Below are 25,641 nucleotides of genomic sequence, written 5' to 3' on the forward strand. Positions count from 1 at the left end.
AAAAGCCCCGCCAGAGGCGGGGCGTTAAAAGAGCTTTTAGCTCCTGATGAGAGAGACCAAATGATACGACCGTCGTCATTTGGTGAAGTAATGATAATCATTATCGTTTGATGCTGTCAAACGGTTCCGCCATATTTTTAATGAACGTTTTTTCAGGAGAGCGGGATGACTTACGAAGAACTGATCGAGCGACTGGATCCCAATGTCTACCGGAGCCTCCGGCAGTCAATTGAACTCGGCAAATGGCCTGATGGCCGAAAACTGACGCCCGAACAGCGTGAAATCAGCCTGGAAGCGGTGATCTACTACGAGAACCTTCACAACATTCCTGAAGAAGAGCGTACTGGCTACCTGGATCGGGGCAGCAAAGCCGGTACCGCCTGCGATCCTTCGGTGCAGCGCAAGCAGGATAAAGACGATATGGACCCCAGCCAGTTTGTCGAGGTCAAGTCTTGAGCGAACTGATTGATGTCACCGGCCGGCTCCGGAAAATGCCGGCGGAGGCCGGAAACCCGGTGGCCTATTCCATTGCCGTTGGCGATACCCGTATCCCTCTGAATGATCTGATCGGCAGGCCTTTGCGCCTGGATTTTGATGGCGTGATTCGCTGTATCCATTGCGACAGGAAAACCAACAAAAGCTTTAATCAGGGCTTTTGTTACCCCTGTTTCCGCAAGCTTGCCGCTTGTGACAGCTGCATCATGAGTCCGGAGAAGTGCCACTATCATCTTGGTACCTGCCGTGAGCCCGAGTGGGGTGAAACCCATTGCATGGTGGAGCATGTGGTGTACCTTGCGAACTCGTCGGGTCTCAAGGTTGGTATTACCCGGGCGTCCCAGGTGCCAACACGGTGGATTGATCAGGGGGCTGTTGACGCTATCCCGATGGTGCGAGTTGCAACGCGATACCTCGCAGGCCTTGTGGAAGTTGCCTGTAAGGCTCACGTCGCCGATCGGACCAACTGGCGGGCCATGCTCAAGGGCGATGTCCCGGAACTCGATCTGGTGGATGAGCGGCAGCGGATGCTTGGGCTGATATCCGACGACCTTGAGTCGCTCAGGCAGGCCCACGGCCAGGACTCCATTCGGGAAGTTGACGAGCAGGGGCTTGGCCTGAGCTATCCTGTCCAGGTCTGGCCAGCCAAGATCAAAACCCATAACCTCGACAAATCGCCGGAGGTCGAAGGCGTACTTGAGGGCATCAAGGGGCAGTACCTTATTCTGGATACCGGTGTGATCAATATTCGGAAGTTCACCGGTTATGAAGTCCGCTTCCGGGTCATGGAAGGCTGATAGCGCCTTTCCCGGCAAATCTTGTCATGCCTGTGGGTACTGTACGCCAGTGCCCACAGGCCGCGAATTCTGGAGAAAACCCATGCGTACCAGCCAGCCACAAACCATTTATCTGAGCGATTACAAGGTACCTGCGTATCTGGTCGACACTGTAGACCTGCGATTCGAGCTTTTTGAGGATGGCGCACGGGTGCACAGCACCCTCGAACTCCGCCGGAACCCGGAATCGGATGAGACGGCGGCGCCTCTGGAGCTCGATGGTGATAGCCTGACGCTCGAGTCTGTCGCTCTGAACGGCGCTGAGCTGGCCGCGGGTGATTATGAAGATCGGGGCGATCAATTGGTGGTTCGCTCGGTGCCGGAACAGTTCACTTTGACGGTCGTCACCTGGATCGAGCCGCAGAACAATACCCGTCTGGAAGGGCTTTACAAGTCCTCGGGCATGTTCTGCACCCAGTGCGAGGCTGAAGGGTTCCGCTGCATCACATTCTTCCCGGACCGCCCGGACGTGATGGCGCGTTTCCGCACTCGCATAGAAGCCAACAAGGACGCCTATCCGGTTCTCCTCTCCAACGGTAATGACGTTGAAAAAGGCGAGCTGGAAAACGGCCGTCATTTTGTTACCTGGGAAGATCCGTTCCCCAAGCCCTGTTACCTCTTCGCCCTGGTGGCCGGAGATCTGGTTGAGAAACGGGACACGTTTTCCACGTGCTCTGGCCGCGACATCGATCTGCGCATGTATGTGGAGCCCCGCAACGCCGAGAAATGCGATCACGCCATGGACTCGCTGAAGCGTTCCATGCGCTGGGATGAGGAAGTCTATGGTCGAGAATACGACCTCGATATTTTCATGATTGTGGCGGTAGACGACTTCAACATGGGCGCCATGGAGAACAAGGGGCTCAACATCTTCAACTCGTCCTGTGTTCTGGCCAGCCAGGAAACCGCTACGGACTTGGCGTTCCAGCGCATTGAGGCCATCGTCGCCCACGAATATTTCCACAACTGGTCAGGTAACCGGGTCACCTGCCGCGACTGGTTTCAGCTCAGCCTGAAAGAGGGCTTTACCGTTTTCCGGGATTCCCAGTTCTCGGCAGACATGGGTTCGCCGACTGTGAAGCGGATTGAGGATGTCACGCTGCTGCGTACCGCCCAGTTTGCTGAAGACGGAGGCCCGATGTCGCATCCGGTGCGGCCGGCTTCCTATATGGAAATCTCTAACTTCTACACCCTGACCATTTATGAGAAAGGTGCAGAGGTCGTACGCATGATCCATACCCTGCTGGGGCCGGACATGTTCCGCAAGGGCAGTGACCTGTATTTCAAGCGCCACGATGGCCAGGCCGTCACAACCGATGATTTTGTAAAAGCCATGGAGGATGCCTCCGGCCGTGATCTGAGCCAGTTCCGTCTGTGGTACGAGCAGGCCGGCACGCCGGTGTTGGCCATTTCGGACGACTTTGACGCGGAGACAGGTGTGTACCGCCTGACTATTGAGCAAAGCATTCCGGATACCCCGGGCCAGACCAACAAAAAACCCCAGCACATCCCGTTTGCGCTGGGTCTGCTTGGACAGGATGGCCAGCCCCTGCCGTTGCAGCTTGAATCCGGAGATTCGGGTGCGCCGACGGAGCGGGTGCTTGAGCTGACCGAAGCTGTCCACACGTTCGAATTCCATGGCGTCGAGTCCAGACCCGTGCCATCACTTTTGCGGCACTTCTCCGCGCCGGTTCGGGTTCGCTACAACTGGACCCGCGAGCAACTGCTGTTCCTGATGAGCCATGATCCGGACGGGTTCAATCGTTGGGATGCGGGTCAGAGACTGGCGGTCGATGTTATTCAATCGCTGGTTAATGCGCCCGATGATGCCGAGATTGACCCGAGACTGGTTGAGGCCTATCGCAAGCTGATTTCCGACGCCGATCTTGACCAGGCACTGGTTGCGAAAATGCTGCAGTTGCCATCTGAAGCCTACCTGATTGAACTGACAGACAAGGCCGATGTACCGGCGATCCATCGTGCTCGCGAGGCCGTGCTTCGGCATCTGGCAGGTGCCCTGAAAGGCGAGTTGCTGGGCTGTTACCAGCGGCATCAGGGCAGTGGCCCTTACGAGGTGACACCGGAGGCCATTGCCCGTCGTAGTCTGCGCAATACTGCTTTGGCCTGGTTGCTGATGATTGATGACGAGGAGGGTCGGGGCCTGGCTGTGAGCCAGTTGAACGCTGCTGACAATATGACCGATCGCATGGGTGCCTTGCGTGCGCTCGTCAATTCGGGCTATGAGGCTGATCGCCAGAAGGCGCTTGATCACTTCTACGATCGGTTCCAGGACGATCCGCAGGTTGTTGAACAGTGGTTCTCTGTGCAGGCGTCCAGTGATCAGGCCGGGCAGTTGGCGGACATCCGTAAGCTTCTGGAGCATCCGGCGTTCGACTGGAAAAACCCCAACAAGATTCGCTCTGTGGTGGGTGCGTTTGCGGGTCAGAATCTGGCTGCTTTCCACAAGCCTGACGGTTCGGGTTACGAATTCCTGGCGGATCAGGTCTGCCGCCTGGACGACAGTAACCCGCAGATTGCTGCGCGCCTGGCGACGCCGCTCACCCGATGGAGAAAGTTTGCGCCCGCGTACAGCGCTCAGATGAAATCTGCCCTGGAGCGTATTCGCGACAAATCCGGATTGTCCCGGGATGTTTATGAGGTGGTGCACAAGAGCCTTGCGGAGTGAAGCCAGATACAAAATCGCACTTTCGGTCGATAGACTTTAGTCTGGGATCGGGTAATCTGGAATAAGGTCTGTAATTCCATCAGACGACAATAAAAAAGCCTCCGCAGAGGCTTCCAGACGCACTTAAGGTTTCACAATGATGTATAACAAAAATGCGATTCTCGGCGGCCTGCTGGCTCTCTCCGTGGCATCAGCGCCTGCGTGGGCGGCGGTCTCCGCCAGTGAAGCGGCCCGTCTGGGCCAAGAGTTGACACCCTTTGGCTCGCCCAAGGCCGGCAACAGTGCCGGCACCATCCCGGCCTGGACCGGAGGGCTGACAGAACCGCCTCCCGGCTATGAGGGCAGCGGACAGCACCACATTAATCCGTTCCCGGATGATGAAGTCCTTTTTACCATTACGCCTGCCAACATGGATCAGTATGAGGAGTACCTCACTGACGGTGTGAAGGCGATGCTCGAAACCTACCCGACCACATTCCGTGTGCCCGTTTACCAGTCCCGTCGTACCCATGCGGTCCCTGATTGGGTGGCTGAGAATACCCGTGAAAACGCGGTAAGCGCGGAGATTGTTGGCCAGGGCGAGGGCCTGGACGGAGCCTTTGGCGGTTACCCGTTCCCGATCCTGCACGGCAATGACGAGCAGAAGGCCTGGCAGGCGGTCTGGAACCACCTGACCCGCTGGCGGGGCGTGAATATAACCCGTCGTTCCAGTGAGGTGGCAGTCCAGACCAACGGTGACTACTCGCTGGTTACCTCTCAACAGGAAGCCTTCTTCAACTACTACAACCCGGAAGGCGGTGAAGAAGATCTGGATAACGTGATCTTCTACTACCTGTCGTTTACCCAGTCACCACCCCGCCTTGCCGGTGGCGCCATTCTGATTCATGAGACCCTGAATCAGATCATCAATCCCCGGAATGGTTGGGGCTACAACGCCGGCCAGCGTCGGGTACGTCGGGCGCCAAACCTGGGGTACGACTCCCCGATTGCAGCGGCTGACAACCTCCGGACCGCAGATGATACCGATATCTTCAACGGGGCCCTGGATCGCTATAACTGGAATTACGAAGGCAAGCGGGAAATCTACATCCCCTACAACAATTACCGAATTGGGGAAAAAGGTCTTCCTTACGAGGAAATCCTCGGTATCTCCCATCTAAATCCGGACCTCACCCGCTGGGAGCTTCACCGTGTGCACGTGGTAGAAGCCACACTGAAAGACGGTGAGCGCCATATCTATGGCAAGCGCCGCTTCTATATCGACGAGGACAGCTGGAACACGGTTCTGCTGGATCAATACGACGGTCGGGGCGAACTCTGGCGTGTCACGATGGGGCTGCCGAAAAATTATTATGAACTTCCGGGTGTGTGGACGGTTCTTGACGTCTATCATGACCTTCAGGCCCGTCGTTATCATGTACTCGGTTTGGACACAGAAGAGGCCAATACCCGCGTGTTCACCAATGAGGTCCCGAACAAGCGTTACTTCTCGCCGGCTTCCCTGCGCCGCAGGAGTGTTCGCTAACGCACTGTTGGCCGAGGGATGCGTCCCCCCGCCCACAGGAAGTGGCGACCCGACATACCGGCAATCGTAAGGTTGCCGGTATGTTTACAGTTATTCCCGGCTTTGCCGGTCAGAGACACAGTTCAATACAACATAATAGGCAATCTGAATGGCTAAAAGGTTGATGTGCAAGACTCTGGGCGCTGCCTGCCTTGGACTTTCCATGGTCTGGTCTGCCCCTGCAGCGTTTGCGCTTGCAGATATCATCGAAACCCCGGCCCGGCCGACGGATCTGGCCCCGGAAAATCTTCTCACCGATGCGACCCGGGTTGGGGATCGCATTGTGGCCGTGGGAGAACGCGGCCATATCATCTACTCGGATGATGAGGGGAAAACCTGGGTTCAGGGTGAGGTACCTGTTTCTGTGACCCTGACAGGGATCGATTTTGGCTCCGACAGCCATGGCTGGGCCGTGGGCCACAGCGGCGTTGTCCTCCATACCAGCGACGCCGGGGCCACCTGGGACCTTCAGATTGACGGTATCCGCGCCATGGAACTGGCCATTGAGAGCCGGGAAGAGCAGATTGCCGCCATGGAGGAGCGCATCGAAGAAGCGCCCGAAGAAGAGAAAGAGGATCTCGAGTGGGCACTGGACGACCTTTACTTTGCCCTCGAGAACATTCAGGCGGATATGGACATTGGTCCAGTTAACCCGCTGCTGGATGTCTGGTTTGAAAACGAGAACCGCGGTTTTGTGGTAGGCGCTTACGGTATGTTCCTGCGCACCATGGACGGTGGTGAGACCTGGAAAGACTGGGCGCCAAGAATTGATAACCGGCAGAACTTCCATCTCAATGGCATTACCCGGATCACGGGTGGTGCACTGGTGGTCGTTGGTGAAGCCGGTCAGATACATGTCTCTGTAGACGGTGGTGAGACCTTTGAGCGCCGTGAGGCGCCTTATGAAGGCTCCCTGTTCGGTGTCATCGGTACAGGCCAGGTGAACGAGATGCTCGCCTTCGGCCTTCGTGGCAACATGCTGTTCTCTTCAGACCTCGGCAGAAGCTGGCGGATGGTCCCCAATTCAGCTGGGGCTACGCTCAACGACGGCGTCGTTTCGGAAGATGGTCGTATCACCCTGGTAGGTAATAGTGGTGCGGTACTGATGAGCACCAATGGCGCCGAAACCTTCCGCGAGCATTTCAGAAGTGATCGTGAAGGTGTCATGAGCGCGGTGCCTATCTCAGGAACAGACCTGCTGATTGTCGGCGAAGGTGGCGTAAAAATCACAGACGCCCGTGGAAGAAACCTTCAATAACGCCCTGATGTGGCAACAACCGAACGAATAATAGAGGGGCTTTTGAATGTCCAACCCTAAGCATGACAAGGGCGAGCACTATCTGACCACGCCCAAGGCGGAACCCTTTCTCGAGAGGCTGATCTTCAATAATCGGCCAATCATTCTTGTCGTCTTCGCCGTGTTGACGCTGTTTCTGGGGTATAACGCCGTCAAGATCCAGCCGGATGCCAGCTTCGAGCGAATGATTCCGCTTGAGCATCCCTACATTGTAAATATGCTTGAGCACCGGGATGATCTTGAAAACCTCGGTAACTTCGTTCGTATCGCCGTCGAGGTAGAAGAGGGCGATATTTTCACCCAAGAGTACATGGAAACCCTGAAGCAGATCACCGACGAGGTTTTTTATCTCAACGGCGTGGATCGTTCGGGTCTCAAATCCCTCTGGACGTCGAATGTCCGCTGGGTTGAGGTTACCGAACAGGGTTTTCAGGGTGGCACTGTCATACCGGACGGCTATGACGGCTCCCGGGACAGTCTGGAGAAGCTTCGCCAGAACGTTCTTCGTTCCAACGAAGTCGGGCGCCTGATCTCTGATAACTTCCAATCAACGATCGTTTACGCGCCGCTGTACGAGAAGAATCCGGAGACCGGTGAGGCTCTGGACTACGGCGAATTTTCCCGTCAGCTTGAAGAAAAGATTCGTGAAAAGTACGAAGAACAGAACCCGAACATCAAGATTCATATAGTCGGTTTCGCCAAGAAGGTCGGCGATCTGATTGAGGGGATTGGTTCTATTGCCTGGTTTGCAGGGATTACCATTCTGCTGACCACGCTGCTTCTGTTCTGGTACTCGCGGGCTATTGCCGGCACCCTGGTTCCTGTCTTTACCTCAATCATTGCAGTGTTCCTGCAGTTGGGTACGCTTCGGCTGCTGGGCTACGGGCTGGATCCTTATTCGGTGCTGGTGCCATTCCTGGTGTTTGCGATTGGTATCAGTCACGGCGTTCAGATTGTGAATGCCATGGCGGTTGAAGCTGCCAAGGGCTTTGATGCGGTGACCGCTGCGCGCCTGGCTTTCCGTGCTCTTTACATTCCGGGCATGCTGGCTCTGATTTCGGATGCCTTTGGTTTCCTGACCCTGTTCTTTATCGAGATCGACGTTATCCGGGACCTGGCTGTTGCCGCAGGTATTGGTGTGGCGTTCGTGATCTTCACCAACCTGGTTTTGCATGTATTGATTATGTCCTATGTCGGTATCTCCAAAGGGGGTATTCGTCACGTGCAGAATCACGGCGAAAAACAGGATCGGAAATGGCGTGTTTTGTCCTACTTCTCCCATCCGGGCGTTGCGCCAATTTCGTTGTTGATTGCTGTAATTGGTCTCGGTCTTGGTCTTTATTACAAGCAGGACCTGAAGATTGGCGACCTGGATCAGGGTGCGCCTGAGCTTCGTGCGGACTCCCGCTACAACAAGGACAATGCCTACATCATCAATAATTACTCGACCAGTGCGGATGTATTGGTGGTGATGGTCAAAACACCGGAAGAGCAGTGCACGCAGTATAATGTGCTGCGGGCCATGGATACTCTGCAGTGGGAGCTTCAGAACACGCCGGGCGTTCAGTCTTCGGTATCACTTGCAGATGTTTCCAAGATGGTGACCAAGGCTCTGAACGAGGGCAACTGGAAGTGGTATGAGATCTCCCGCAACCAGACCATTATCAATGCGTCCATTCGTGAGGCGCCTGCCGGGTTGATCAACACTGATTGCAGCCTGACGCCAGTACTGGTCTTCCTTGAGGACCACAAGGCAGAAACTCTGGAAACCGTCGTTGAGCGCGTCGAACAGTTTGCCGGGAACAACAGCACTGATGAGCACAGGTTCCTGCTAGCGGCGGGTAACGCCGGTGTCGAGGCCGCTACTAACGAGGTTATCTCCGGCGCCAAGGATAAGATGCTGATCCTCGTTTACAGTGTGGTGAGTTTGCTGTGCTTCGCGACCTTCCGTTCGATCCGTGCGGTGCTGTGTATCGTGATACCTCTGGGACTGACTTCGATCCTCTGTGAGGCAATCATGGCGGTATCCGGCATTGGTATCAAAGTGGCGACCCTGCCGGTTATTGCCCTGGGTGTCGGTATAGGTGTCGACTACGGCATTTATATCTACAGCAAGCTGGAGAAATACCTGCTTGAAGGCAAAACGCTTCAGGAGGCTTACTACGAGACCCTGCGCTCCACTGGTAAGGCGGTTATGTTTACCGGTGTGACTCTGGGTCTGGGTGTTGTCACCTGGATATTCTCGCCAATCAAGTTCCAGGCCGACATGGGCTTCCTGCTGTTCTTCATGTTCCTCTGGAACATGGTTGGAGCCATCTGGCTGTTGCCGGCCCTGGCCCGGTTCCTGCTGCGGCCGGATCAGATGCTTGCCAAGGCTCGAGCTGCGAAATAACATTCGCACCGACCTGCAAAAAAGCCCGCTTTGCGGGCTTTTTTGTTGTCTGGTCAACCGGTTAGCGAGCTAATCCATACTTTATTTATGGTGTGAAGTGGTCTATGTTTTATGGTGATCGTACGTCTTGCCCGCTCCCGAAGCGGGCGCCGAATTACAATGAACAGAAAAAAGGAAGAACTCACATGACACTGAAACTTAAAGCCTCCGCATTCGCTGTCGCTGCCGCAGTCAGCCTGGGCGCTGCTTCAACCTCCGTTTCCGCCCAGGAGCAGCGCTTCGTGACCATCGGCACCGGCGGTGTAACCGGCGTTTATTACCCGGCTGGCGGTGCTATCTGTCGTCTGGTGAACATGGACCGTAAAGAGCACGGTATTCGCTGCTCTGTGGAGAGTACCGGTGGTTCCGTCTACAACCTGAATGCCATCCGCCAGGGCGAGCTCGATCTGGCAGTTGCCCAGTCCGACTGGCAGTACCATGCCTACAATGGCACCAGCCAGTTCAAGGATGATGGTGCTAACAAAGATCTCCGCGCGGTCTTTTCTCTGCATCCGGAACCGTTCACTGTTGTTGCCAGCAAGGGCTCAGGCATCAAAACCTTTGAAGACCTGGAAGGCAAGCGGGTATCTGTCGGCAACCCCGGTTCAGGGCAGCGCGCCACTGCTGAAGTCCTGATGGATGAGATGGGCTGGACGCTGGACAAGTTCTCACTGGCTGCCGAAATCAAGGCCGCGGAGCAGTCCCAGGCCCTGTGTGACGGTAACATTGATGCCTTCTTCTACACGGTTGGCCACCCCTCTGGTGCAATCAAGGAAGCGACCACCTCCTGTGACAGTGTACTGGTTAACGTTGATAACGCTGCCACACAGAAGCTGATCGACGAAAACCCGTACTATCGTAAGGCAGTCATCCCTGGTGGCATGTATCGTGGCAGTGACGATGACGTTACCACCTTCGGCGTTGCGGCAACCTTTGTGTCATCCACTGATGTGCCCGATGACGTTGTTTACGCGGTTGTGAAGGCTGTTTTCGAGAACTTCGACAGCTTCAAGCGCCTGCATCCTGCATTTGCCAACCTGAACAAGGAAGAAATGGTCTCTGATGCCCTGAGTGCGCCTCTGCACCCGGGTGCTGCCAAGTACTACAAAGAAGCTGGTCTGATCGACTGATCTGCCTGCACTCCGTCACAGCGGGCTCAAGCCCGCTGTGACGCCCTTTCAGAGATTGATTTTTACGTACGGGACTAATTTATGGCGACGAGCGATCCGGCTAACGGAGCTGGTGCTGGTGGTAGCAGTAATGTAGACCAGATCCTGCAGACTGAAACCGGGGGCAGGGCGACCAGCGGATATGCTGCGGTTATTCTTTTTATCGTTCCCCTGGTGTGGTCGTTGTTTCAGCTCTGGATTGCGTCACCGCTGCCCTATATCTTCAATTTCGCAATCTTTAATTCCACGGAAGCGCGCTCGATCCATCTTGCGTTTGCCGTTTTCCTGGCGTTTTCTGCCTTCCCGATGATCAAGGGGCGGCATGTAAATATCGTCCCCATCTATGACTGGATTCTGGCGCTTGTTGCCGCTTTCTGCGCCTCATACCTCTACGTTTTTTACGAAGAGCTTTCAACGCGGCCCGGCGCGCCGATCACCCAGGATCTGTGGGTTGCGCTTATCGGTCTCGTGCTTTTGCTGGAAGCCACGCGTAGGTCGCTCGGGCTCCCGCTGACTATCGTTGCTGCGGTCTTCATCACATACTCGATTGCCGGCCCCTATATGCCGGATGTGATTGCCCATAAAGGCGTGAGCCTCAGTAAGCTGGCGTCGCACCAGTGGTTGGGCACTGAGGGCGTGTTTGGCGTTGCACTTGGGGTTTCCACGAGCTTCGTCTTTCTGTTCGTGTTGTTTGGCGCGCTGCTTGAGAGAGCAGGCGCCGGTAATTACTTTATTAAAGTCGCCTATGCCATGTTGGGGCATATGCGTGGTGGTCCCGCCAAAGCTGCGGTGGTTTCCAGTGGTTTAAGCGGCGTTATTTCCGGTTCGTCTATTGCCAACGTCGTCACTACCGGCACGTTCACCATTCCGCTGATGAAGCGGGTTGGTTTTCCGGCTACCAAGGCCGGCGCAGTGGAAGTGGCCGCATCAACCAACGGCCAGCTGACACCTCCCATCATGGGCGCGGCCGCTTTCCTGATGGTCGAATATGTGGGTATCTCCTACCTGGAGGTCATCAAGCACGCCATCCTCCCTGCGATGATTTCCTATGTGGCACTGATTTATATCGTGCACCTTGAGGCCTGCAAGCTGAACATGCAGGGCATTGAGCGTCTCAACAAGCCGACTCTTGCCCAGCGGATGCTGAATTGGGTCGTTATCCTCATCGGCCTGAGTGTGCTGACCCTGGTGGTGTATTACGGGATCGGCTGGACGAAAACGCTTTTCGGTGAAGCGGCGATGTGGGTGTTGGCACCTTTGCTGGTGCTGATCTATATCGGCCTGGTTGGCTATGCCACCCGATTTCCGGAACTCGAGGAAGACGATCCGGATAAGGACATGGGCGAATTGCCGCCGGTTGGCCCAACTGTAAAGACCGGGCTGTACTTTCTTCTGCCCGTTGTAGTGCTGGTCTGGTGCCTTACTGTTGAGCGTTTCTCGCCACAGCTGTCGGCGTTCTGGGCCACGCTGTTCATGATTTTCATTGTTGTTACACAGCGACCGTTGAAGGCCTTTTTCTACAAGCACGGCAACTTCCTCACTGCGTTCAAGGATGGCGTGTTTGATCTTGCGCATTCGCTCGCCACCGGTGCCCGAAACATGGTGGGTATTGGCGTGGCAACTGCCACCGCCGGTATCGTGGTGGGTACGGTTACCCTGACCGGTATTGGCCTGGTGATGACCGAATTTGTCGAGTTCCTGTCTGGCGGCAACCTGCTGCTGATGCTGATCTTCACGGCCATTATCAGCCTGATCCTCGGCATGGGTTTGCCGACCACTGCCAACTACATCGTTGTGTCCACGCTGATGGCGCCGGTAATCGTCACTCTGGGCGCCCAGAATGGGCTGATCGTGCCGCTGATTGCGGTGCATCTGTTTGTGTTCTACTTTGGCATTCTGGCGGACGATACGCCGCCCGTGGGGTTGGCGGCTTATGCCGCCGCTGCCATATCCGGCGCCGATCCCATACGAACGGGTATCCAGGGCTTCACCTACGACATCCGTACGGCGATCCTCCCGTTCATGTTTATTTTCAATACCCAGTTGTTGCTCATTGGGTTGACCGGATGGTTTGACCTGCTGGTTACGATCTTCAGTGCAGTCACTGCGATGCTGGTCTTTTCCGCGGCCACGCAGGGGTTCTGGTTTACCAAGAGCTATAAGTGGGAATCGCTGTTATTGCTGCTGATTACGTTCACCATGTTCCGGCCCGGCTTCTGGTGGGATATGGTTTACCCGCCCACGGCAGATCGGCCCGGCGCCGAGATCATGGAGTATGTTGAGGATGTGCCAGCAGACAAACCGATTGTCCTGAAGGCTTCCGGGATGACGATTGACGGCGACGAGGTGACCACCTATGTGCGGCTTGAGATTCCCGCTGGCGACACGCCCGAGCAACGTCTGATGGACGCCGGCCTTGAACTCAGCCCGGATGGCGAAAAGATGGCGGTAGACTTCGTTGGTTTCGGTAGCCCGGCGGAGGATGCTGGCATCCAGTTTGGCTGGACCATCGATGCCGTGCAGGTTGACCTGGAACGGCCGCCAAAAGAGCTGATGTTCATTCCTGCTCTGGTGTTACTCGGCCTTCTGGCGTTTGGTCAGTTGCGTCGGCGGGCCAGGGAGGAAGCCGCCGGCCAGCCAGCCTGACGCCACACCTGTCCGTGCAAACCCGGCATTAACCTGCCGGGTTTTTTTCTGTTAGACTTCGCCTCGAAGCGGCCCGCGGTTTGTATCGCGCCGTGCCGTCACCATGTGGTCTCTGGTATAGATCACCGCTGAGTAACCAACAGGAGCCTTTCATGCCCGTCGTAACCCTGCCCGATGGTAGCCATCGCAGTTTTGCCGAACCCGTAACCGTTCATGATGTCGCCGCCGATATCGGCGCTGGCCTTGCCAAAGCCGCCCTTGCCGGAAAGGTGGATGGCCAGCTCGTGGACACCAGTTATCGCATCGAAAACGATGCCGAGCTGGCAATCGTCACCGAGCGTGATGAAGACGGCGTTGATATCATTCGCCATTCTACGGCGCACTTGATGGCCATGGCTGTCCAGGAACTGTTTCCAGGAGCCCAGGTCACCATTGGCCCGGTTATCGACAATGGCTTCTACTACGACTTCAAGTACGACCGCCCGTTCACCAATGAGGATCTGGCGCGGATCGAGAAGCGGATGGAAGAGCTCTCCAAACAGGACTTGCCGGTTTCTCGCTCCATCATGTCCCGCGATGAGGCGATCAAGCTCTTTGAGGATATGGGCGAAGAATACAAGGTCCGTATCATTCAGGACATTCCCGGCGATGAGGACCTTTCATTTTACAGCCAGGGCGATTTTATCGACCTGTGCCGCGGTCCCCACGTTCCCAGCACCGGCAAGCTGAAGGCCTTCAAACTGACCAAGGTGGCCGGCGCGTATTGGCGTGGCGACACCAGCAATGAGCAGCTTCAGCGCGTGTACGGAACCGCCTGGGGTAACAAGAAAGATCTCAAAGCCTATTTGCACCGTCTGGAAGAGGCCGAGAAGCGGGATCACCGGAAGGTCGGCAAGAAGCTTGGCTTGTTCCATATGCAGGAAGAAGCACCGGGCATGGTTTTCTGGCACCCGGATGGCTGGTCGCTGTATCAGGAAGTTGAGCAATACATGCGCCGCAAGCAGCAGGAGCATGGCTACAAGGAGATCAAGACACCACAGGTGGTGTCACGGACCCTGTGGGAGAAGTCAGGGCACTGGGACAAGTTCAAGGACGACATGTTCACCACCGAGTCGGAGAAGCACGACTACGCCATCAAGCCCATGAACTGTCCCTGCCACGTGCAGGTCTTCAACCAGGGTCTGAAAAGCTACAAGGATCTGCCCCTGAGACTGGCGGAATTCGGCTCCTGCCACCGGAACGAGGCCTCCGGGGCGCTGCATGGACTGATGCGTGTTCGGGGCTTTACCCAGGACGATGCCCACATTTTCTGCGAAGAAGATTCTATTCAGCAGGAAGTCTCGGCATTTATTGAAATGCTGCACGAGATCTACACAGACTTCGGGTTTACCGAAATCCTGTACAAGCTCTCAACCCGTCCGGAAAAACGGGTTGGCTCCGATGAGGTCTGGGACAAGGCGGAAGCCGCCCTGGAAGAAGCGTTGAATCGCGAAGGGGTAGACTGGGAATTGCTGCCAGGCGAAGGCGCCTTCTACGGACCCAAAATCGAGTTCTCGCTGAAAGACTGTATCGGACGGGTATGGCAGTGTGGCACTATTCAGGTGGACTTCTCGATGCCGGGTCGTCTGGGTGCGCAGTATGTTGCCGATAATTCCGAGCGGAAGACCCCGGTCATGCTGCACAGGGCGGTATTGGGATCCTTTGAACGTTTTATTGGTATCCTGATCGAGGAATACGAAGGTGCATTCCCGACCTGGCTGGCGCCGACTCAGGTGGCTATCCTCAATATCACCGATAATCAGCGTGATTATTGTCAGAATCTGGCGAAAAAGTGGGATTCTTTGGGCTATAGGGTTAATGCTGACTTGAGAAACGAGAAGATCGGCTTTAAAATCCGCGAGCATACTCTTAACAAGGTTCCCTACCTTGTCGTTGTCGGTGACAAAGAAGTCGACAACAACGCCGTTGCGGTGAGAACCCGCAAGGGCGAAGATTTGGGAACTTTATCGCTTGAAGCGTTTGAGCAATTCTTAAGTGAAGATGTTGAACGCAAGGGCAAAACAAAGACGGAGATCTGATTATTAAACAGCGAGCGAATCGGGGTGGGCGCACACCAAAGGCGCCTATCAATGAGAATATTGACGCAACCGAAGTCCGACTGATTGACGCAGAAGGCAATCAGGTCGGTGTAGTACCAATAGAGGATGCTCTCAAGCAAGCAGAAGAGGCATCTCTTGACCTGGTCCAGGTTACGGATTCCGATCCGATCGTCTGTAAGATAATGGACTACGGCAAGAAAATCTTCGACGAGAAGAAGGCCAAGGCGGCTGCCAAGAAAAAGCAGAAGCAGACGCAGGTCAAAGAGCTTAAGTTCCGTCCAGGAACTGAAGAAGGGGATTATCAGGTCAAACTACGCAACCTGGTACGTTTCCTTGAAAACGGGGACCGCGGCAAAATCACTATCCGCTTCCGTGGCCGTGAGATGGCACACCAGGAAATTGGTATGCAGCTCATGCAGCGCATAGAAGCAGATATTGAAGAGCTTGCCCAGGTAGAGATGCGGCCGAAAATGGAAGGCCGGCAGATGACCATGGTTGTGGCGCCCCGCAAGAAGAAGTGAACCTGATCGGGTGCTTGTCCCCCGCGCATGCGGGGGATTTGTCGTTCAGGGGCACATTATTGTTTATTTAAAAATAGAATGCGGAGTTTTAAAAAATGCCTAAGATGAAAACCAAAAGCGGAGCCACCAAGCGGTTCAAGAAAACCGCCACCGGCTTCAAGCACAAGCAGTCCTTCACCAGTCACATCCTGACCAAGAAGAGCCCGAAGCGTAAGCGTCAGCTGCGCGGCACCAAGCTCATCGCCAAGTCGGATGTTGCATCTATCAAGCGTATGACCGCGTGCTGATCCAGCCGCGAGTATCATTCCTTAGAAAGTACAGGTAGAAGGATTAAAGTATGGCTCGTGTAAAACGTGGTGTGGTCGCACGCCGTCGTCACAAAAAGATTCTCAATCAGGCCAAAGGTTACTACGGCGCTCGTAGCCGGGTATTCCGTGTAGCCAAGCAAGCGGTTATCAAGGCCGGTCAGTACGCCTACCGTGACCGTCGTAACCGCAAGCGTGCTTTCCGCGCTCTGTGGATTGCCCGTATCAATGCTGGTGCCCGCGCTAACGGTCTGTCTTACAGCCGTCTGATCGCTGGTCTGAAAAAGGCTAACGTTGAAATCGATCGTAAGGTTCTGGCCGATCTGGCCATGAACGAGCAGCAGGCGTTTGCCGCTGTTGTTGAGAAGGCCAAAGCGTCCCTGTGATCGCTTAGCTCTTTCATCGATTGCTGATCGATATGGGCGTCTCATGATTTCATGACGGCGCCTCCTGATAGGGGAAGGGCACGCTCTTCCCCTATTTTTGTTTTTGAAGTTACGTTTTTAAGCACTTCCATTTCTGGTTTGGAGCAGGGTCAATGGAAAACCTGGAGCAACTGGTTCAGGACGGTTTGTCGGCTGTTGAAAGCGCTGACAGCCTGCAGGCACTCGATCAAATTCGTGTTGAATATCTTGGCAAGAAGGGTGTTATTACCCAGCAGGCGAAAACACTGGGCAAGCTTTCTGCTGAGGAGCGCCCTGCCGCCGGCCAGAAGATCAACGAAGCCAAAGGGCAGGTAGAGCAGGCCATCAATGCCCGCCGAAACGATCTGGAACGTGCCGCCATCGAACAGAAGCTTGCCAGCGAATCCATTGATGTGACCCTTCCGGGCCGAGGCCAGGACCTGGGCGGTTTGCACCCGGTCACCCGCACCCTGCAGCGAATCGAACATTTCTTTGCGCGCGCCGGCTACACCGTGGAGCAGGGGCCCGAGATCGAAGATGACTATCACAACTTCGAGGCCCTGAATATTCCAGGCCACCATCCCGCCCGCGCGATGCACGACACGTTTTATTTCAACCCGGGCACACTGTTGAGGACCCACACCTCACCCGTACAGATTCGTACCATGGAAGCTGGCAAGCCGCCATTCCGAATGATCTGCCCTGGACGCGTGTACCGCTGTGATTCGGATATGACTCACACCCCCATGTTCCATCAGGTGGAAGGGCTTCTGGTCGAGAAAAACGTCAGCTTTGCGGACCTTAAAAGCACGGTTGAGGAATTCCTGCGGGTGTTTTTCGAGCGGGATCTTCAGGTCCGTTTCCGGCCATCGTATTTCCCTTTCACCGAGCCCTCCGCGGAAGTGGACATCGAATGGGGACGGGAAGCCGATGGCAGCATCAAGTGGCTCGAGGTTATGGGTTGCGGAATGGTGCACCCAAAAGTATTTGAATACTGCGGAATCGATGCCGAGGAATACCGTGGCTTTGCATTCGGTCTTGGTGTAGAGCGCCTGGCCATGCTTCGTTATGGCGTTAACGATCTGCGCATGTTCTTTGAGAACGACCTGCGCTTCCTGCGACAGTTCCGTTAACAGGCAAGATCAAGGCATCCAACCAAACAGGCATAACCGCATCAGGACAAGGCAATAACCATGAAATTCAGTGAACAGTGGCTGCGCGAGTGGGTTAATCCGCAAATCGATACCCAGGAATTGATGGATCAGATCACCATGGCGGGGCTGGAAGTGGACGGTTTCGAACCGGTGGCCGGTCAATTCAGTGGCGTGATCGTTGGCGAAGTCCAGTCGGTGCAGCCCCATCCGGACGCAGACAAGCTCCGGGTATGCCAGGTAAGTGATGGTTCCTCAGAGGTTCAGGTGGTCTGCGGTGCCCCGAATGTTCGCGAGGGTATGAAAGTACCTTTTGCCGTGGTTGGCGCTGTCCTGCCGGGCGATTTCAAGATCAAAAAGGCCAAGCTTCGCGGTCAGCCCTCCGAAGGAATGCTTTGCTCCGAGTCCGAGCTCGGGCTTTCTGAGAACCACGATGGCCTGATGGAGCTTCCTGCGGACGCTCCGGTGGGTAAGGACGTGGCGGATTATCTGAAGCTGAACGACGTCACTATTGATGTAGACCTGACTCCGAATCGTGCCGACTGTCTGTCTATCAAAGGCATCGCCCGGGAAGTGGGTGTTCTGAACAGCATGTTGTTCAACAGTCCCGCAATTGAGCCGGTGGATTCTGTGCACTCTGAAGTCCCTGATATCCGGGTGGAAGCGCCGGCAGGGTGCCCGAGGTATCTCGGCCGTATTCTCCGAAACGTGAACCTGCAGGCGGAATCGCCATTGTGGATGCAGGAAAAACTACGTCGCTCCGGTATCCGTTCCATTGATGCCGCCGTGGACGTTACCAACTACGTCATGCTGGAACTTGGCCAGCCGATGCACGCCTTTGACCGTGATGAAATCCACGGCGGGATCGTCGTTCGCATGGCGCGCATTGGTGAAAAGCTTGTTCTGCTGGATGGCCAGGAAGTTGAGCTCACCCAGGGCACGCTGGTGATTGCGGATCACGAAAAGCCGATCGCTATTGCCGGTGTCATGGGCGGCGAGCATTCCGGTGTCAGCCCGAAAACCCGGGATCTGGTACTGGAGTCTGCCTACTTTGATCCGATTACCCTCGCGGGCAAGGCCCGTCACTACGGCCTGCACACTGACGCTTCGCACCGGTTCGAACGAGGTGTTGACTATAAACTGGCACGCGACGCCATGGAGCGGGCCACAAGCTTGCTGATGGATATCGTGGGCGGTGAGCCTGGCGAGATTGTCGAGGTTGCCAGCGATGAAGACATGCCCAGGGATCGGGTTGTCGACCTGCGTGCCGGCCGGCTAAACGATGTTCTGGGTATGGAAATCGACCGGACAACGGTTGAGGAAATCCTGACCCGACTTGGTCTGCGGGTCGAGAAGCTCCTGAAAAACGGTTGGCGGGTCAGTGTGCCCAGCTTCCGCCCGGACATCTCCATTGAAGAAGACCTGATTGAGGAAGTGGGGCGGATCTATGGCTACAACAATCTGCCCGTCACCGAGCCCAACGGGTCACTCGGTCTTCGCCCGGAGGAGGAAGCGGTTCGGCCAGTCTCGGCCATTCGAAACTTCTTTGTGGATCACGGCTACCAGGAAGCGGTGACCTACAGCTTTGTTGATCCGAAAGTCCAGCAGTTGGTTGATCCCGACCGTCAGGGCATTGCCCTGGCTAATCCGATTTCCTCGGATCTGTCGGTGATGCGCACCAGCCTCTGGAGTGGGCTGCTGAAGACCGTCGCCTACAACCAGAATCGTCAGCAGCCGCGTATCCGGCTGTTCGAAACCGGCCTGCGGTTCCTTCAGGAAGGCGAGCGGATTGATCAGCAACCGATGCTTGCCGGCGTCGTGGTAGGCAATCAGTTTCCTGAAAATTGGGCGAACGGTCGCAGAACCGCGGATTTCTTTGATGTAAAAGGGGATTTGGAAAGTCTGTTCCGTTTGCTGGGTATCGAGATACGTTTTGTTGGCAGTCAGCATCCTGCGCTGCATCCGGGACAGACCGCAGAGCTCATGCGTGACGGCGAGCATGTGGGCTGGCTGGGGACTCTGCATCCACAAGTTCAGAAAAATCTTGAACTTAATGGCACGATCCTTATGTTTGAGCTATTCTTGAATTCAATCGTTACCGGATATGTGCCTAATTTCAAAGAAATTTCGAAATTCCCGGAAGTTCGTCGGGATTTGGCTATTATTATCGGGAGCGAGGTAGCGTTCGCCGATGTGGAGCGTGTAGCGAGAAAGCATGCCGGTGAGCAGCTGACAGCGTTGCGTGCGTTCGATGTCTATGAAGGTGAGAGCTTGGGCGAAGGTAACCGGAGCCTGGCTTTGAGCCTGTTCTGGCAGCACCCCGAACGTACATTGAACGAGGATGAAGTGCATTCGCTCTTCAACGGTGTGATCGACGCATTGAAAGAAGAGCTGGGGGCAACACTGAGGAGTTGAGAAATGGCGGCTTTGACGAAAGCGGAAATGGCAGAGCGGTTGTACGAGGAATTGGGCCTTAACAAGCGCGAAGCCAAGGAAATGGTAGAAGCTTTTTTCGACGAGATCAGAGGCGCTCTCAGCCACAACGAGCAGGTGAAGCTTTCGGGTTTCGGTAACTTCGACCTGCGGGACAAGAAGCAGCGGCCGGGACGGAACCCGAAGACCGGCGAAGAGATTCCAATCAGTGCACGGCGAGTTGTTACGTTTCGCCCGGGACAAAAACTAAAGCAAAAAGTAGAAGCGTATGCTGGAACCCAGTCATAACAACGAACTTCCCACGATTCCCGGGAAGCGTTACTTCACCATCGGTGAGGTGGCGGAGCTGTGCGCGGTAAAGGCGCACGTGCTGCGGTATTGGGAGCAGGAATTTCCGCAGCTTTCGCCCGTAAAGCGTCGGGGTAACCGGCGCTATTATCAGCGCGCAGACGTTATCACGATCCGCCAGATTCGCAGTCTGCTTTATGATCAGGGCTATACCATCGGTGGTGCCAAGCAGAAGCTGAGCAGTCACGAGGTAAAGGACGATACTTCCCAGTATAAGCAGCTGATTCGCCAGATGATTACGGAGCTTGAGGAAGTACTTGAGGTGCTGAACGCGCCGGTCAAATAGGTCTTCCGAAAGTCATAAGAAAAACCGGGGCAGCGACGTTGCCCCGGTTTTTTTATGCCTGCAGGTTTATTGCTTCTTGCAGGTCTTGATGCCCAGAATTGAATAGGCGGGGCAGTTGCCCACTGCGGCAGTGGCCAGAGGAACGATGCCAATCCAGCCCCAGGCGGTTTGTGGGCCCACAAATACGAGCGCCAGAAGTACAATGCCAACAATGGCCCGGATGATACGGTCCGCAGATCCCATATTGATGCTCATGATCCATTCTCCTTGGTTGATTTGAGGCAGTAAGGCCACTCTAACGCCTGCTCCCGGGCTGTTCAGTGATAAAGTCACACAAGGAAAAGTACTGGATAAGCTAGTCTCGTTAACTATGGAAAAACTGACGTTGCAACACAGCATTCTTGAAACATTGCCGGAATCCCTTCGGCGGGACGCTCTGAACGGACTGCAGGCGATTCAATTTGAGCATGGAAAGGTGCTCTTTAGAGCGGGAGATCCGTGTCAGGGCCTTCCACTGGTGCTCCATGGCAGTGTAAAGGTTCAGATGACAGGGCTGTCGGGGAATAGCATCGTCCTGTACAGGATGGGCGCGGATGACATTTGCACGCTCTCGATCGGGTGCCTGATGACCGGTGACGGCTTTCGCGCAGAGGCCGTGGTTGAGGAGGATGCCAAAGTGTTGATGGTGCCCAGGGGGTTGTTCGATCGGCTCATGGACCAGTCCGCCGATTTCCGGCTGGGCATAATGGAGTCTTACGGTCGCCGTTTGAATGACTTGATGTTATTGGTAGAAGAAGTCGCCTTCAGACGCATGGACGACCGCCTCTCCCAGTGGTTGGAAGCCAGAGCTGCTGAGGGCAGTATACGAATTACGCACCAGGAGCTGGCTGTCGAGCTCGGTACGGCCAGGGAAGTCGTTAGCAGACTGCTCAAGGAGCTCGAACGTCAGGGGAAACTCCGACTTTCCCGTGGTCGTATTTCGTTTGTTCAATAGACGTTGTGGCTGCCGTTTGTTCTTTATGGTCCGTTTGGGTGATTGTGCCCGCGGGTCTTCGCCAGTAAAAATCGAGAAAACGGAGCATCGATACTGAATGGATTGATCTACCGGAAAATAATCTGGGACGCCTGGATGCGCTTGAGATGACTGCTCGATCCTTGGAAAGCATAGATGGCAGTCAGCCAAAAGCTTGCCTAAGCCTGGCAATGTTCCGGCGCATCGCATTCGCTCTCCTCGCATTCGTCTCTGGAATCGTTATCGCCGAGCCAGAAGCCGGCGGCGAGCCTTACCCCGTCCTGCTTTTGGTTCCGGGAAGTGGGGCAGTTTACTCAGATTTCGCCGATGGCTTTTCTGTCTGCTTCGGAACCAAAGGGGCGCCCGGTTCGTCCTATAGGATAAAGACAATAAAGCAGGTCCAGAAGAGACCAGAGCTATTGGCAGGACACAGGGTTGTAGCGGTTGGAACGAAATCGTCCGAACTCATGCAAGTTTATGGGAATAGCCGCCCATTTGTAAGCGCGCTGGTTCCCGAAAGCTTCGCTCGCCAGTTGCTTGAAAGTGGGGAGAAGGGCTCCGGTGTTACGTCTTTCTTTTTTCTTGATCAACCTTTAAACAGACGACTGTCTTTAATCAGAACCCTGTTACCAGCGGCTGAGAAGCTGAGTGCTGTTCTCGGGCAGGAAAGTGCTCACTTAAAGGAAGCCATTATGCGGGAGGCGAGCCGTCTCGGTTTTACGGTGGAATCGTTTGTTGTGAAATCTGGCGAAGAGCTTCCGAAGCTTGCCGCAGGGCTGTTCGACTCCAGCGACGGCCTGTTTCTTGTCTATGATCCAATTTTGACGTCTCCAACTGTGATCAGGTTTTTGCTCTACTCTGCTTACCAGAACCAGATACCGGTATTCGGCTATTCAGACGGCTATGTAAAAGCAGGCGCATTGGCTGCGGTGTACTCTACCTCGGAGGCGCTTGGTTGCCAGCTGGGTGAGTACTTGGCAGAGCATCCCGAGCATCCCCGGTTTCCAGGAGGGGCATCGAACCGACAGCCGCCGAACATCTTTTATGCCGATTATTATCGGTATGCGGTAAACCCCTCAGTTGCCAACTCACTTGGGATCAGAATTGATCATATCCCGCCAAACCATCTGGCTGACGCGGAAGAACAATGAAAATTCCTCTTCCAGTATTGTCCAGCATTCGTGCGCAGATCATTCTGGGCGGCCTACTACCCTTGATTATGGTCGCGTCCATTTTCAGCGTTGTGGTGGGTGGTTTTGGCATTCAGGACAAAGAACAGTCCATTGATAGCCAGGCTCGTCTCATCGTAGAAAATCTGTCTCAGGTGACCGAATACTACCTTTTTTCCGGTGATCAGGAGATGCTGGCCAAATTGCTTGATTCGGCCGTGGAGTCGCGATGGGTGGACTCCGTGGCGGTTGTGGATGCGGAACGAAGGGTGCTTGCCCACAAAGGAAAACAGATACCTCAGAAGGCTGTGTTGGGCTTGATCAACGCCTGGGAAAAGGCCGGAAGTGTAGCGTCCGTTTTGGATGGTGAAGTACTGCAATCTGAAGGCCGCGGGTTCGAGGGCAACGTGAAGTTCCTGGTTCGCCCAATTGGCAGTAAAGAGTTCGATATCTCTGGCGATTTGTACAGGCAGGGTAATCTGCCTGCGCCTGAAGCTCTGGGATGGATCGTCTTACTTATAGATAACGAAGAGCTGGATTTGGCGACCGGGCAAGTTGTGACCCGGAGTATGTGGGTCATACTTCTCGGGGTGGTTTTCAGTCTTTTGGTGTCTCTTTACCTGTCAAACCGGTTTTCGAGACCAATAAATGCAGTCACCGATACCATTGATCGTTTGGCGCATGGCGATTTGTCTGCGCGGGTGCGCCCCACTGGTAAGGGGGAAATCGTTCGCCTGGCATCCAACGTGAACAGCATGGCTGAGACCATAGAGTTGTCCCATCAGCGGCTTCACGAGCGAATTGCGTATGCGACATCGTCGCTGCAGAAAAAGGTAAGTGAGCTGGAGCAAAGAAATAAAGAGCTCGATGCCGCTCGCACTAAGGCCAGTGAAGCAGAGAAAGTCAAAGCTGATTTTCTGGCTAACATGAGTCATGAAATAAGAACGCCAGTCAACGCAATCTATGGATTCAGTCAGCGTATTCTCAGACCAGGGTCAGCATCTGAAACAAAAGAATACGTTGAAATGATGTCCCGGGCTGCAAAGCTTCTGATACATCTGATCGACGGTATTCTAGGCTTTTCCAAGGCGGAATCGGGCTCTATAAGGTTGAGCGAGTCTGTCTTTGATATTCGCCTGTCTCTTGAAAACATCGCGACTATTTTTAGCACGGAGGCCCAGGAAAAGGGGCTCGAACTGGTCGCTTTGATAGATAGTGATGTGCCGGAGTTCATTCGGGGGGATGAACTGCGAATAGAACAGGTGCTTGCCAATCTCTTGGCGAATGCTATCAAGTTCACACATGAGGGCCATGTGCTCTTGCGTGCCTCCGTGGATAATTCCGATAGGTCGCTCAAAATCAGTGTCTCCGATACAGGGATCGGAATACCGTCTGATGAGATAGGCAACCTGTTTAAAGCTTTTGAGCAGAATGATTCTACCTATACTCGAAATTTTGGCGGAGTGGGGCTCGGGTTGTCGATTTGCCAGCGTATCACTGCGCTTATGGGTGGATCGGTAGAGGTAGTAAGTGAGCCGGGAAAAGGCTCAGATTTCTCATTCAGACTACCGATTAATACCCAGCTCCAAGTCGAACGACCTGTCGATGAGCCCGTGCTGAAATTGAACGTTCTGATTTTCGAGCCGCACCCTATGGCTCGTCATAGTCTGCGTAACATGCTCGTTATGCAGGGTATCACGGTGTATACCGCCCTTAGCGCCAAGAATGCCTGCCAGGTTCTTTCGAGCCACATGCCCGGCACCAAACGCATTGATGTCGTTATTGTTGGTTTATCGCCCCGCAGCGATATGGATAGCGTCAATCTGGAAAATATTCAGGAAGTACGACGTCGTTTCTCGGGGCCGGTTCTTTTGATGGCAACAAGCCGACACTCAGAAGTTGATTTATTAACCAGCGTTGATGGCAGAGTTGGGGTTTTGGTTAAGCCCGCGCGAACCGAGAGCGTTATGGCACGACTTGCAGAGTTGTCTGATACATCGGCAAAACCGTCTCCAGCTTCGATGCCCAGTGACTCCCCTAATACATTTCTCCAGTCCAGAACTGTTCTTGTGGCAGAGGATAACGAGTTCAATCGCCGGCTGATCGAATCCTGGTTGCTTGATTGGGGAGCAAATGTAGTACTGGCCAGGGATGGCCACGAGGCCGTTGAGCGTGCGGTTGAGCACAAGGTCGATTTGGTTCTGCTCGATTTGCACATGCCAAACGTCGACGGCTTGTCAGCTTTGAAGCAACTTCGGAATCTGGAGGATGCCTGCCTCAGCGCAGTCCCGGTGATTATCATCACTGCAGATGTTTTCGGTGCCAAGGACTGTCTGAGGGAATCGGGGCCAGGAATTCAGCTTGTGCACAAACCCATTAATTCCGATTTGCTGGCAAACACCATTGCCAAAATGCTAGGGATGGTGGAGCCCGTCGTTGTAAACGAACAGGACCCCACATCGCCCGCAGCGCTCCCGGAAAGACTTCGGCCGAAGCTGGAAAAGGAGCTACGCCAATTGGGCGATGCCCTCAGTTCGGCATTGACGAGGGGTGCTCCAGCCGAGATTCGAGACCTGCTGCATCAAATTCATGGAGTAGCCGGGTACTTCCAGCTGAAGGCTCTCGTACGGGCAGTGGATTCTTCTCGAAAAGCCCTTCGTCACGAACGTACACCAAAGTTCAGAAAAGAGGTGGAGCAGCTCCTGGCTCTGCTTGCTGATCCTTACGCGCAGACCCGCGAGGAATTGGATGAATAAACGCGTGTGCTCCGGTGGGGGCTTCTCAACCCG

At 54.9% G+C, this 25,641-nt stretch carries 20 protein-coding genes; 19 read left to right on the top strand and 1 reads right to left on the bottom strand.

Annotated features, from left to right (window positions below; genetic code table 11):
• Positions 1-165 precede the first annotated feature (165 nt).
• The 16 genes from MDHKLMBL_RS05420 (at position 166) to MDHKLMBL_RS05495 (ending at position 20,671) form a co-directional block, all read left to right on the top strand.
• The gene (locus MDHKLMBL_RS05420) at positions 166-456 is read left to right on the top strand and encodes a YeaC family protein (RefSeq protein ID WP_008170505.1); all 291 of its coding nucleotides are present in this window, start codon (positions 166-168) and stop codon (positions 454-456) included.
• Positions 453-1,292 carry a DUF2797 domain-containing protein gene (locus MDHKLMBL_RS05425; RefSeq protein WP_008170503.1) on the top strand — a complete coding sequence of 280 codons (840 nt, stop codon included), beginning with the start codon at positions 453-455 and terminating at the stop codon, positions 1,290-1,292. The genes MDHKLMBL_RS05420 and MDHKLMBL_RS05425 overlap by 4 nt, the downstream gene beginning before the upstream one ends.
• Before the next feature lie 82 nt (positions 1,293-1,374).
• Positions 1,375-4,017 (top strand): aminopeptidase N, encoded by a 2,643-nt coding sequence (pepN, locus tag MDHKLMBL_RS05430; protein ID WP_104270288.1) that lies wholly within the window; start codon positions 1,375-1,377, stop codon positions 4,015-4,017.
• A gap of 136 nt (positions 4,018-4,153) precedes the next feature.
• Positions 4,154-5,542 carry a DUF1329 domain-containing protein gene (locus MDHKLMBL_RS05435; RefSeq protein ID WP_104270289.1) on the top strand — a complete coding sequence of 463 codons (1,389 nt, stop codon included), beginning with the start codon at positions 4,154-4,156 and terminating at the stop codon, positions 5,540-5,542.
• 148 nt (positions 5,543-5,690) lie between these two features.
• Complete coding sequence (locus MDHKLMBL_RS05440; protein WP_241956179.1) at positions 5,691-6,839, top strand: WD40/YVTN/BNR-like repeat-containing protein; 1,149 nt, start codon at positions 5,691-5,693, stop codon at positions 6,837-6,839.
• 46 nt (positions 6,840-6,885) lie between these two features.
• Positions 6,886-9,270 (top strand): efflux RND transporter permease subunit, encoded by a 2,385-nt coding sequence (locus tag MDHKLMBL_RS05445; RefSeq protein WP_008170496.1) that lies wholly within the window; start codon positions 6,886-6,888, stop codon positions 9,268-9,270.
• Positions 9,271-9,455: 185 nt separating this feature from the next.
• A complete protein-coding gene (locus tag MDHKLMBL_RS05450) occupies positions 9,456-10,439 on the top strand; it encodes a TAXI family TRAP transporter solute-binding subunit (protein WP_008170494.1) in 984 nt (327 codons plus the stop codon).
• A gap of 81 nt (positions 10,440-10,520) precedes the next feature.
• Complete coding sequence (locus MDHKLMBL_RS05455) at positions 10,521-13,124, top strand: TRAP transporter permease (protein ID WP_008170492.1); 2,604 nt, start codon at positions 10,521-10,523, stop codon at positions 13,122-13,124.
• 152 nt (positions 13,125-13,276) lie between these two features.
• A complete protein-coding gene (gene thrS, locus MDHKLMBL_RS05460) occupies positions 13,277-15,202 on the top strand; it encodes a threonine--tRNA ligase (protein WP_008170491.1) in 1,926 nt (641 codons plus the stop codon).
• Positions 15,199-15,744, top strand: a complete 546-nt coding sequence (infC, locus tag MDHKLMBL_RS05465; protein WP_075267677.1) for a translation initiation factor IF-3 — start codon at positions 15,199-15,201, stop codon at positions 15,742-15,744. The genes thrS and infC overlap by 4 nt, the downstream gene beginning before the upstream one ends.
• 95 nt (positions 15,745-15,839) lie before the next feature.
• Positions 15,840-16,031: a 50S ribosomal protein L35 gene (gene rpmI, locus MDHKLMBL_RS05470; RefSeq protein WP_007151842.1), complete on the top strand. Its 192-nt coding sequence runs from the start codon at positions 15,840-15,842 to the stop codon at positions 16,029-16,031.
• A 50-nt stretch (positions 16,032-16,081) separates the two neighbouring features.
• On the top strand, positions 16,082-16,435 hold the full coding sequence (gene rplT / locus MDHKLMBL_RS05475; RefSeq protein ID WP_008170485.1) for a 50S ribosomal protein L20: 354 nt from the start codon (positions 16,082-16,084) through the stop codon (positions 16,433-16,435).
• A gap of 152 nt (positions 16,436-16,587) precedes the next feature.
• Positions 16,588-17,586, top strand: coding sequence for a phenylalanine--tRNA ligase subunit alpha (pheS, locus tag MDHKLMBL_RS05480; RefSeq protein ID WP_014576543.1), 999 nt, complete (start codon positions 16,588-16,590; stop codon positions 17,584-17,586).
• A 60-nt stretch (positions 17,587-17,646) separates the two neighbouring features.
• Entirely contained in the window at positions 17,647-20,019 is a 2,373-nt protein-coding gene (pheT, locus tag MDHKLMBL_RS05485; RefSeq protein WP_104270292.1) for a phenylalanine--tRNA ligase subunit beta, read from the top strand.
• Positions 20,020-20,022: 3 nt separating this feature from the next.
• The gene (gene ihfA / locus MDHKLMBL_RS05490) at positions 20,023-20,325 is read left to right on the top strand and encodes an integration host factor subunit alpha (protein ID WP_007151838.1); all 303 of its coding nucleotides are present in this window, start codon (positions 20,023-20,025) and stop codon (positions 20,323-20,325) included.
• Positions 20,306-20,671, top strand: coding sequence for a MerR family transcriptional regulator (locus tag MDHKLMBL_RS05495; RefSeq protein ID WP_008170477.1), 366 nt, complete (start codon positions 20,306-20,308; stop codon positions 20,669-20,671). The genes ihfA and MDHKLMBL_RS05495 overlap by 20 nt, the downstream gene beginning before the upstream one ends.
• Before the next feature lie 66 nt (positions 20,672-20,737).
• Here MDHKLMBL_RS05495 and MDHKLMBL_RS05500 read toward each other — a convergent pair whose 3' ends face one another.
• A complete protein-coding gene (locus MDHKLMBL_RS05500) occupies positions 20,738-20,926 on the bottom strand; it encodes a YgaP family membrane protein (RefSeq protein WP_053114790.1) in 189 nt (62 codons plus the stop codon).
• Positions 20,927-21,041: 115 nt separating this feature from the next.
• Here MDHKLMBL_RS05500 and MDHKLMBL_RS05505 point away from each other — a divergent pair, with 115 nt between their 5' ends.
• From MDHKLMBL_RS05505 to MDHKLMBL_RS05515, 3 genes are all read left to right on the top strand, one after another.
• Positions 21,042-21,665: a Crp/Fnr family transcriptional regulator gene (locus MDHKLMBL_RS05505; protein WP_104270293.1), complete on the top strand. Its 624-nt coding sequence runs from the start codon at positions 21,042-21,044 to the stop codon at positions 21,663-21,665.
• 146 nt (positions 21,666-21,811) lie between these two features.
• Positions 21,812-22,834: an ABC transporter substrate-binding protein gene (locus tag MDHKLMBL_RS05510; protein ID WP_104270294.1), complete on the top strand. Its 1,023-nt coding sequence runs from the start codon at positions 21,812-21,814 to the stop codon at positions 22,832-22,834.
• The gene (locus tag MDHKLMBL_RS05515; protein ID WP_104270295.1) at positions 22,831-25,608 is read left to right on the top strand and encodes a hybrid sensor histidine kinase/response regulator; all 2,778 of its coding nucleotides are present in this window, start codon (positions 22,831-22,833) and stop codon (positions 25,606-25,608) included. Before MDHKLMBL_RS05510 ends, MDHKLMBL_RS05515 begins: the two co-directional genes overlap by 4 nt.
• Positions 25,609-25,641: the final 33 nt, after the last annotated feature.

This window comes from Marinobacter flavimaris (assembly GCF_002933295.1).
Taxonomy (GTDB): domain Bacteria; phylum Pseudomonadota; class Gammaproteobacteria; order Pseudomonadales; family Oleiphilaceae; genus Marinobacter; species Marinobacter flavimaris.

What these genes read in the sequence shown, in the direction of transcription:
- MDHKLMBL_RS05495 (WP_008170477.1), top strand. Translation starts at nt 20,306, where the DNA reads ATGCTGGAACCCAGTCATAACAACGAACTTCCCACGATTCCCGGGAAG.
- pepN (WP_104270288.1), top strand. Translation starts at nt 1,375, where the DNA reads ATGCGTACCAGCCAGCCACAAACCATTTATCTGAGCGATTACAAGGTA.
- MDHKLMBL_RS05420 (WP_008170505.1), top strand. Translation starts at nt 166, where the DNA reads ATGACTTACGAAGAACTGATCGAGCGACTGGATCCCAATGTCTACCGG.
- MDHKLMBL_RS05500 (WP_053114790.1), bottom strand. Translation starts at nt 20,926, where the DNA reads ATGAGCATCAATATGGGATCTGCGGACCGTATCATCCGGGCCATTGTT.
- MDHKLMBL_RS05440 (WP_241956179.1), top strand. Translation starts at nt 5,691, where the DNA reads ATGGCTAAAAGGTTGATGTGCAAGACTCTGGGCGCTGCCTGCCTTGGA.
- MDHKLMBL_RS05510 (WP_104270294.1), top strand. Translation starts at nt 21,812, where the DNA reads ATGACTGCTCGATCCTTGGAAAGCATAGATGGCAGTCAGCCAAAAGCT.
- rpmI (WP_007151842.1), top strand. Translation starts at nt 15,840, where the DNA reads ATGCCTAAGATGAAAACCAAAAGCGGAGCCACCAAGCGGTTCAAGAAA.
- rplT (WP_008170485.1), top strand. Translation starts at nt 16,082, where the DNA reads ATGGCTCGTGTAAAACGTGGTGTGGTCGCACGCCGTCGTCACAAAAAG.
- pheS (WP_014576543.1), top strand. Translation starts at nt 16,588, where the DNA reads ATGGAAAACCTGGAGCAACTGGTTCAGGACGGTTTGTCGGCTGTTGAA.
- MDHKLMBL_RS05455 (WP_008170492.1), top strand. Translation starts at nt 10,521, where the DNA reads ATGGCGACGAGCGATCCGGCTAACGGAGCTGGTGCTGGTGGTAGCAGT.
- ihfA (WP_007151838.1), top strand. Translation starts at nt 20,023, where the DNA reads ATGGCGGCTTTGACGAAAGCGGAAATGGCAGAGCGGTTGTACGAGGAA.
- MDHKLMBL_RS05435 (WP_104270289.1), top strand. Translation starts at nt 4,154, where the DNA reads ATGATGTATAACAAAAATGCGATTCTCGGCGGCCTGCTGGCTCTCTCC.
- pheT (WP_104270292.1), top strand. Translation starts at nt 17,647, where the DNA reads ATGAAATTCAGTGAACAGTGGCTGCGCGAGTGGGTTAATCCGCAAATC.
- MDHKLMBL_RS05450 (WP_008170494.1), top strand. Translation starts at nt 9,456, where the DNA reads ATGACACTGAAACTTAAAGCCTCCGCATTCGCTGTCGCTGCCGCAGTC.
- MDHKLMBL_RS05445 (WP_008170496.1), top strand. Translation starts at nt 6,886, where the DNA reads ATGTCCAACCCTAAGCATGACAAGGGCGAGCACTATCTGACCACGCCC.
- MDHKLMBL_RS05515 (WP_104270295.1), top strand. Translation starts at nt 22,831, where the DNA reads ATGAAAATTCCTCTTCCAGTATTGTCCAGCATTCGTGCGCAGATCATT.
- thrS (WP_008170491.1), top strand. Translation starts at nt 13,277, where the DNA reads ATGCCCGTCGTAACCCTGCCCGATGGTAGCCATCGCAGTTTTGCCGAA.
- MDHKLMBL_RS05505 (WP_104270293.1), top strand. Translation starts at nt 21,042, where the DNA reads ATGGAAAAACTGACGTTGCAACACAGCATTCTTGAAACATTGCCGGAA.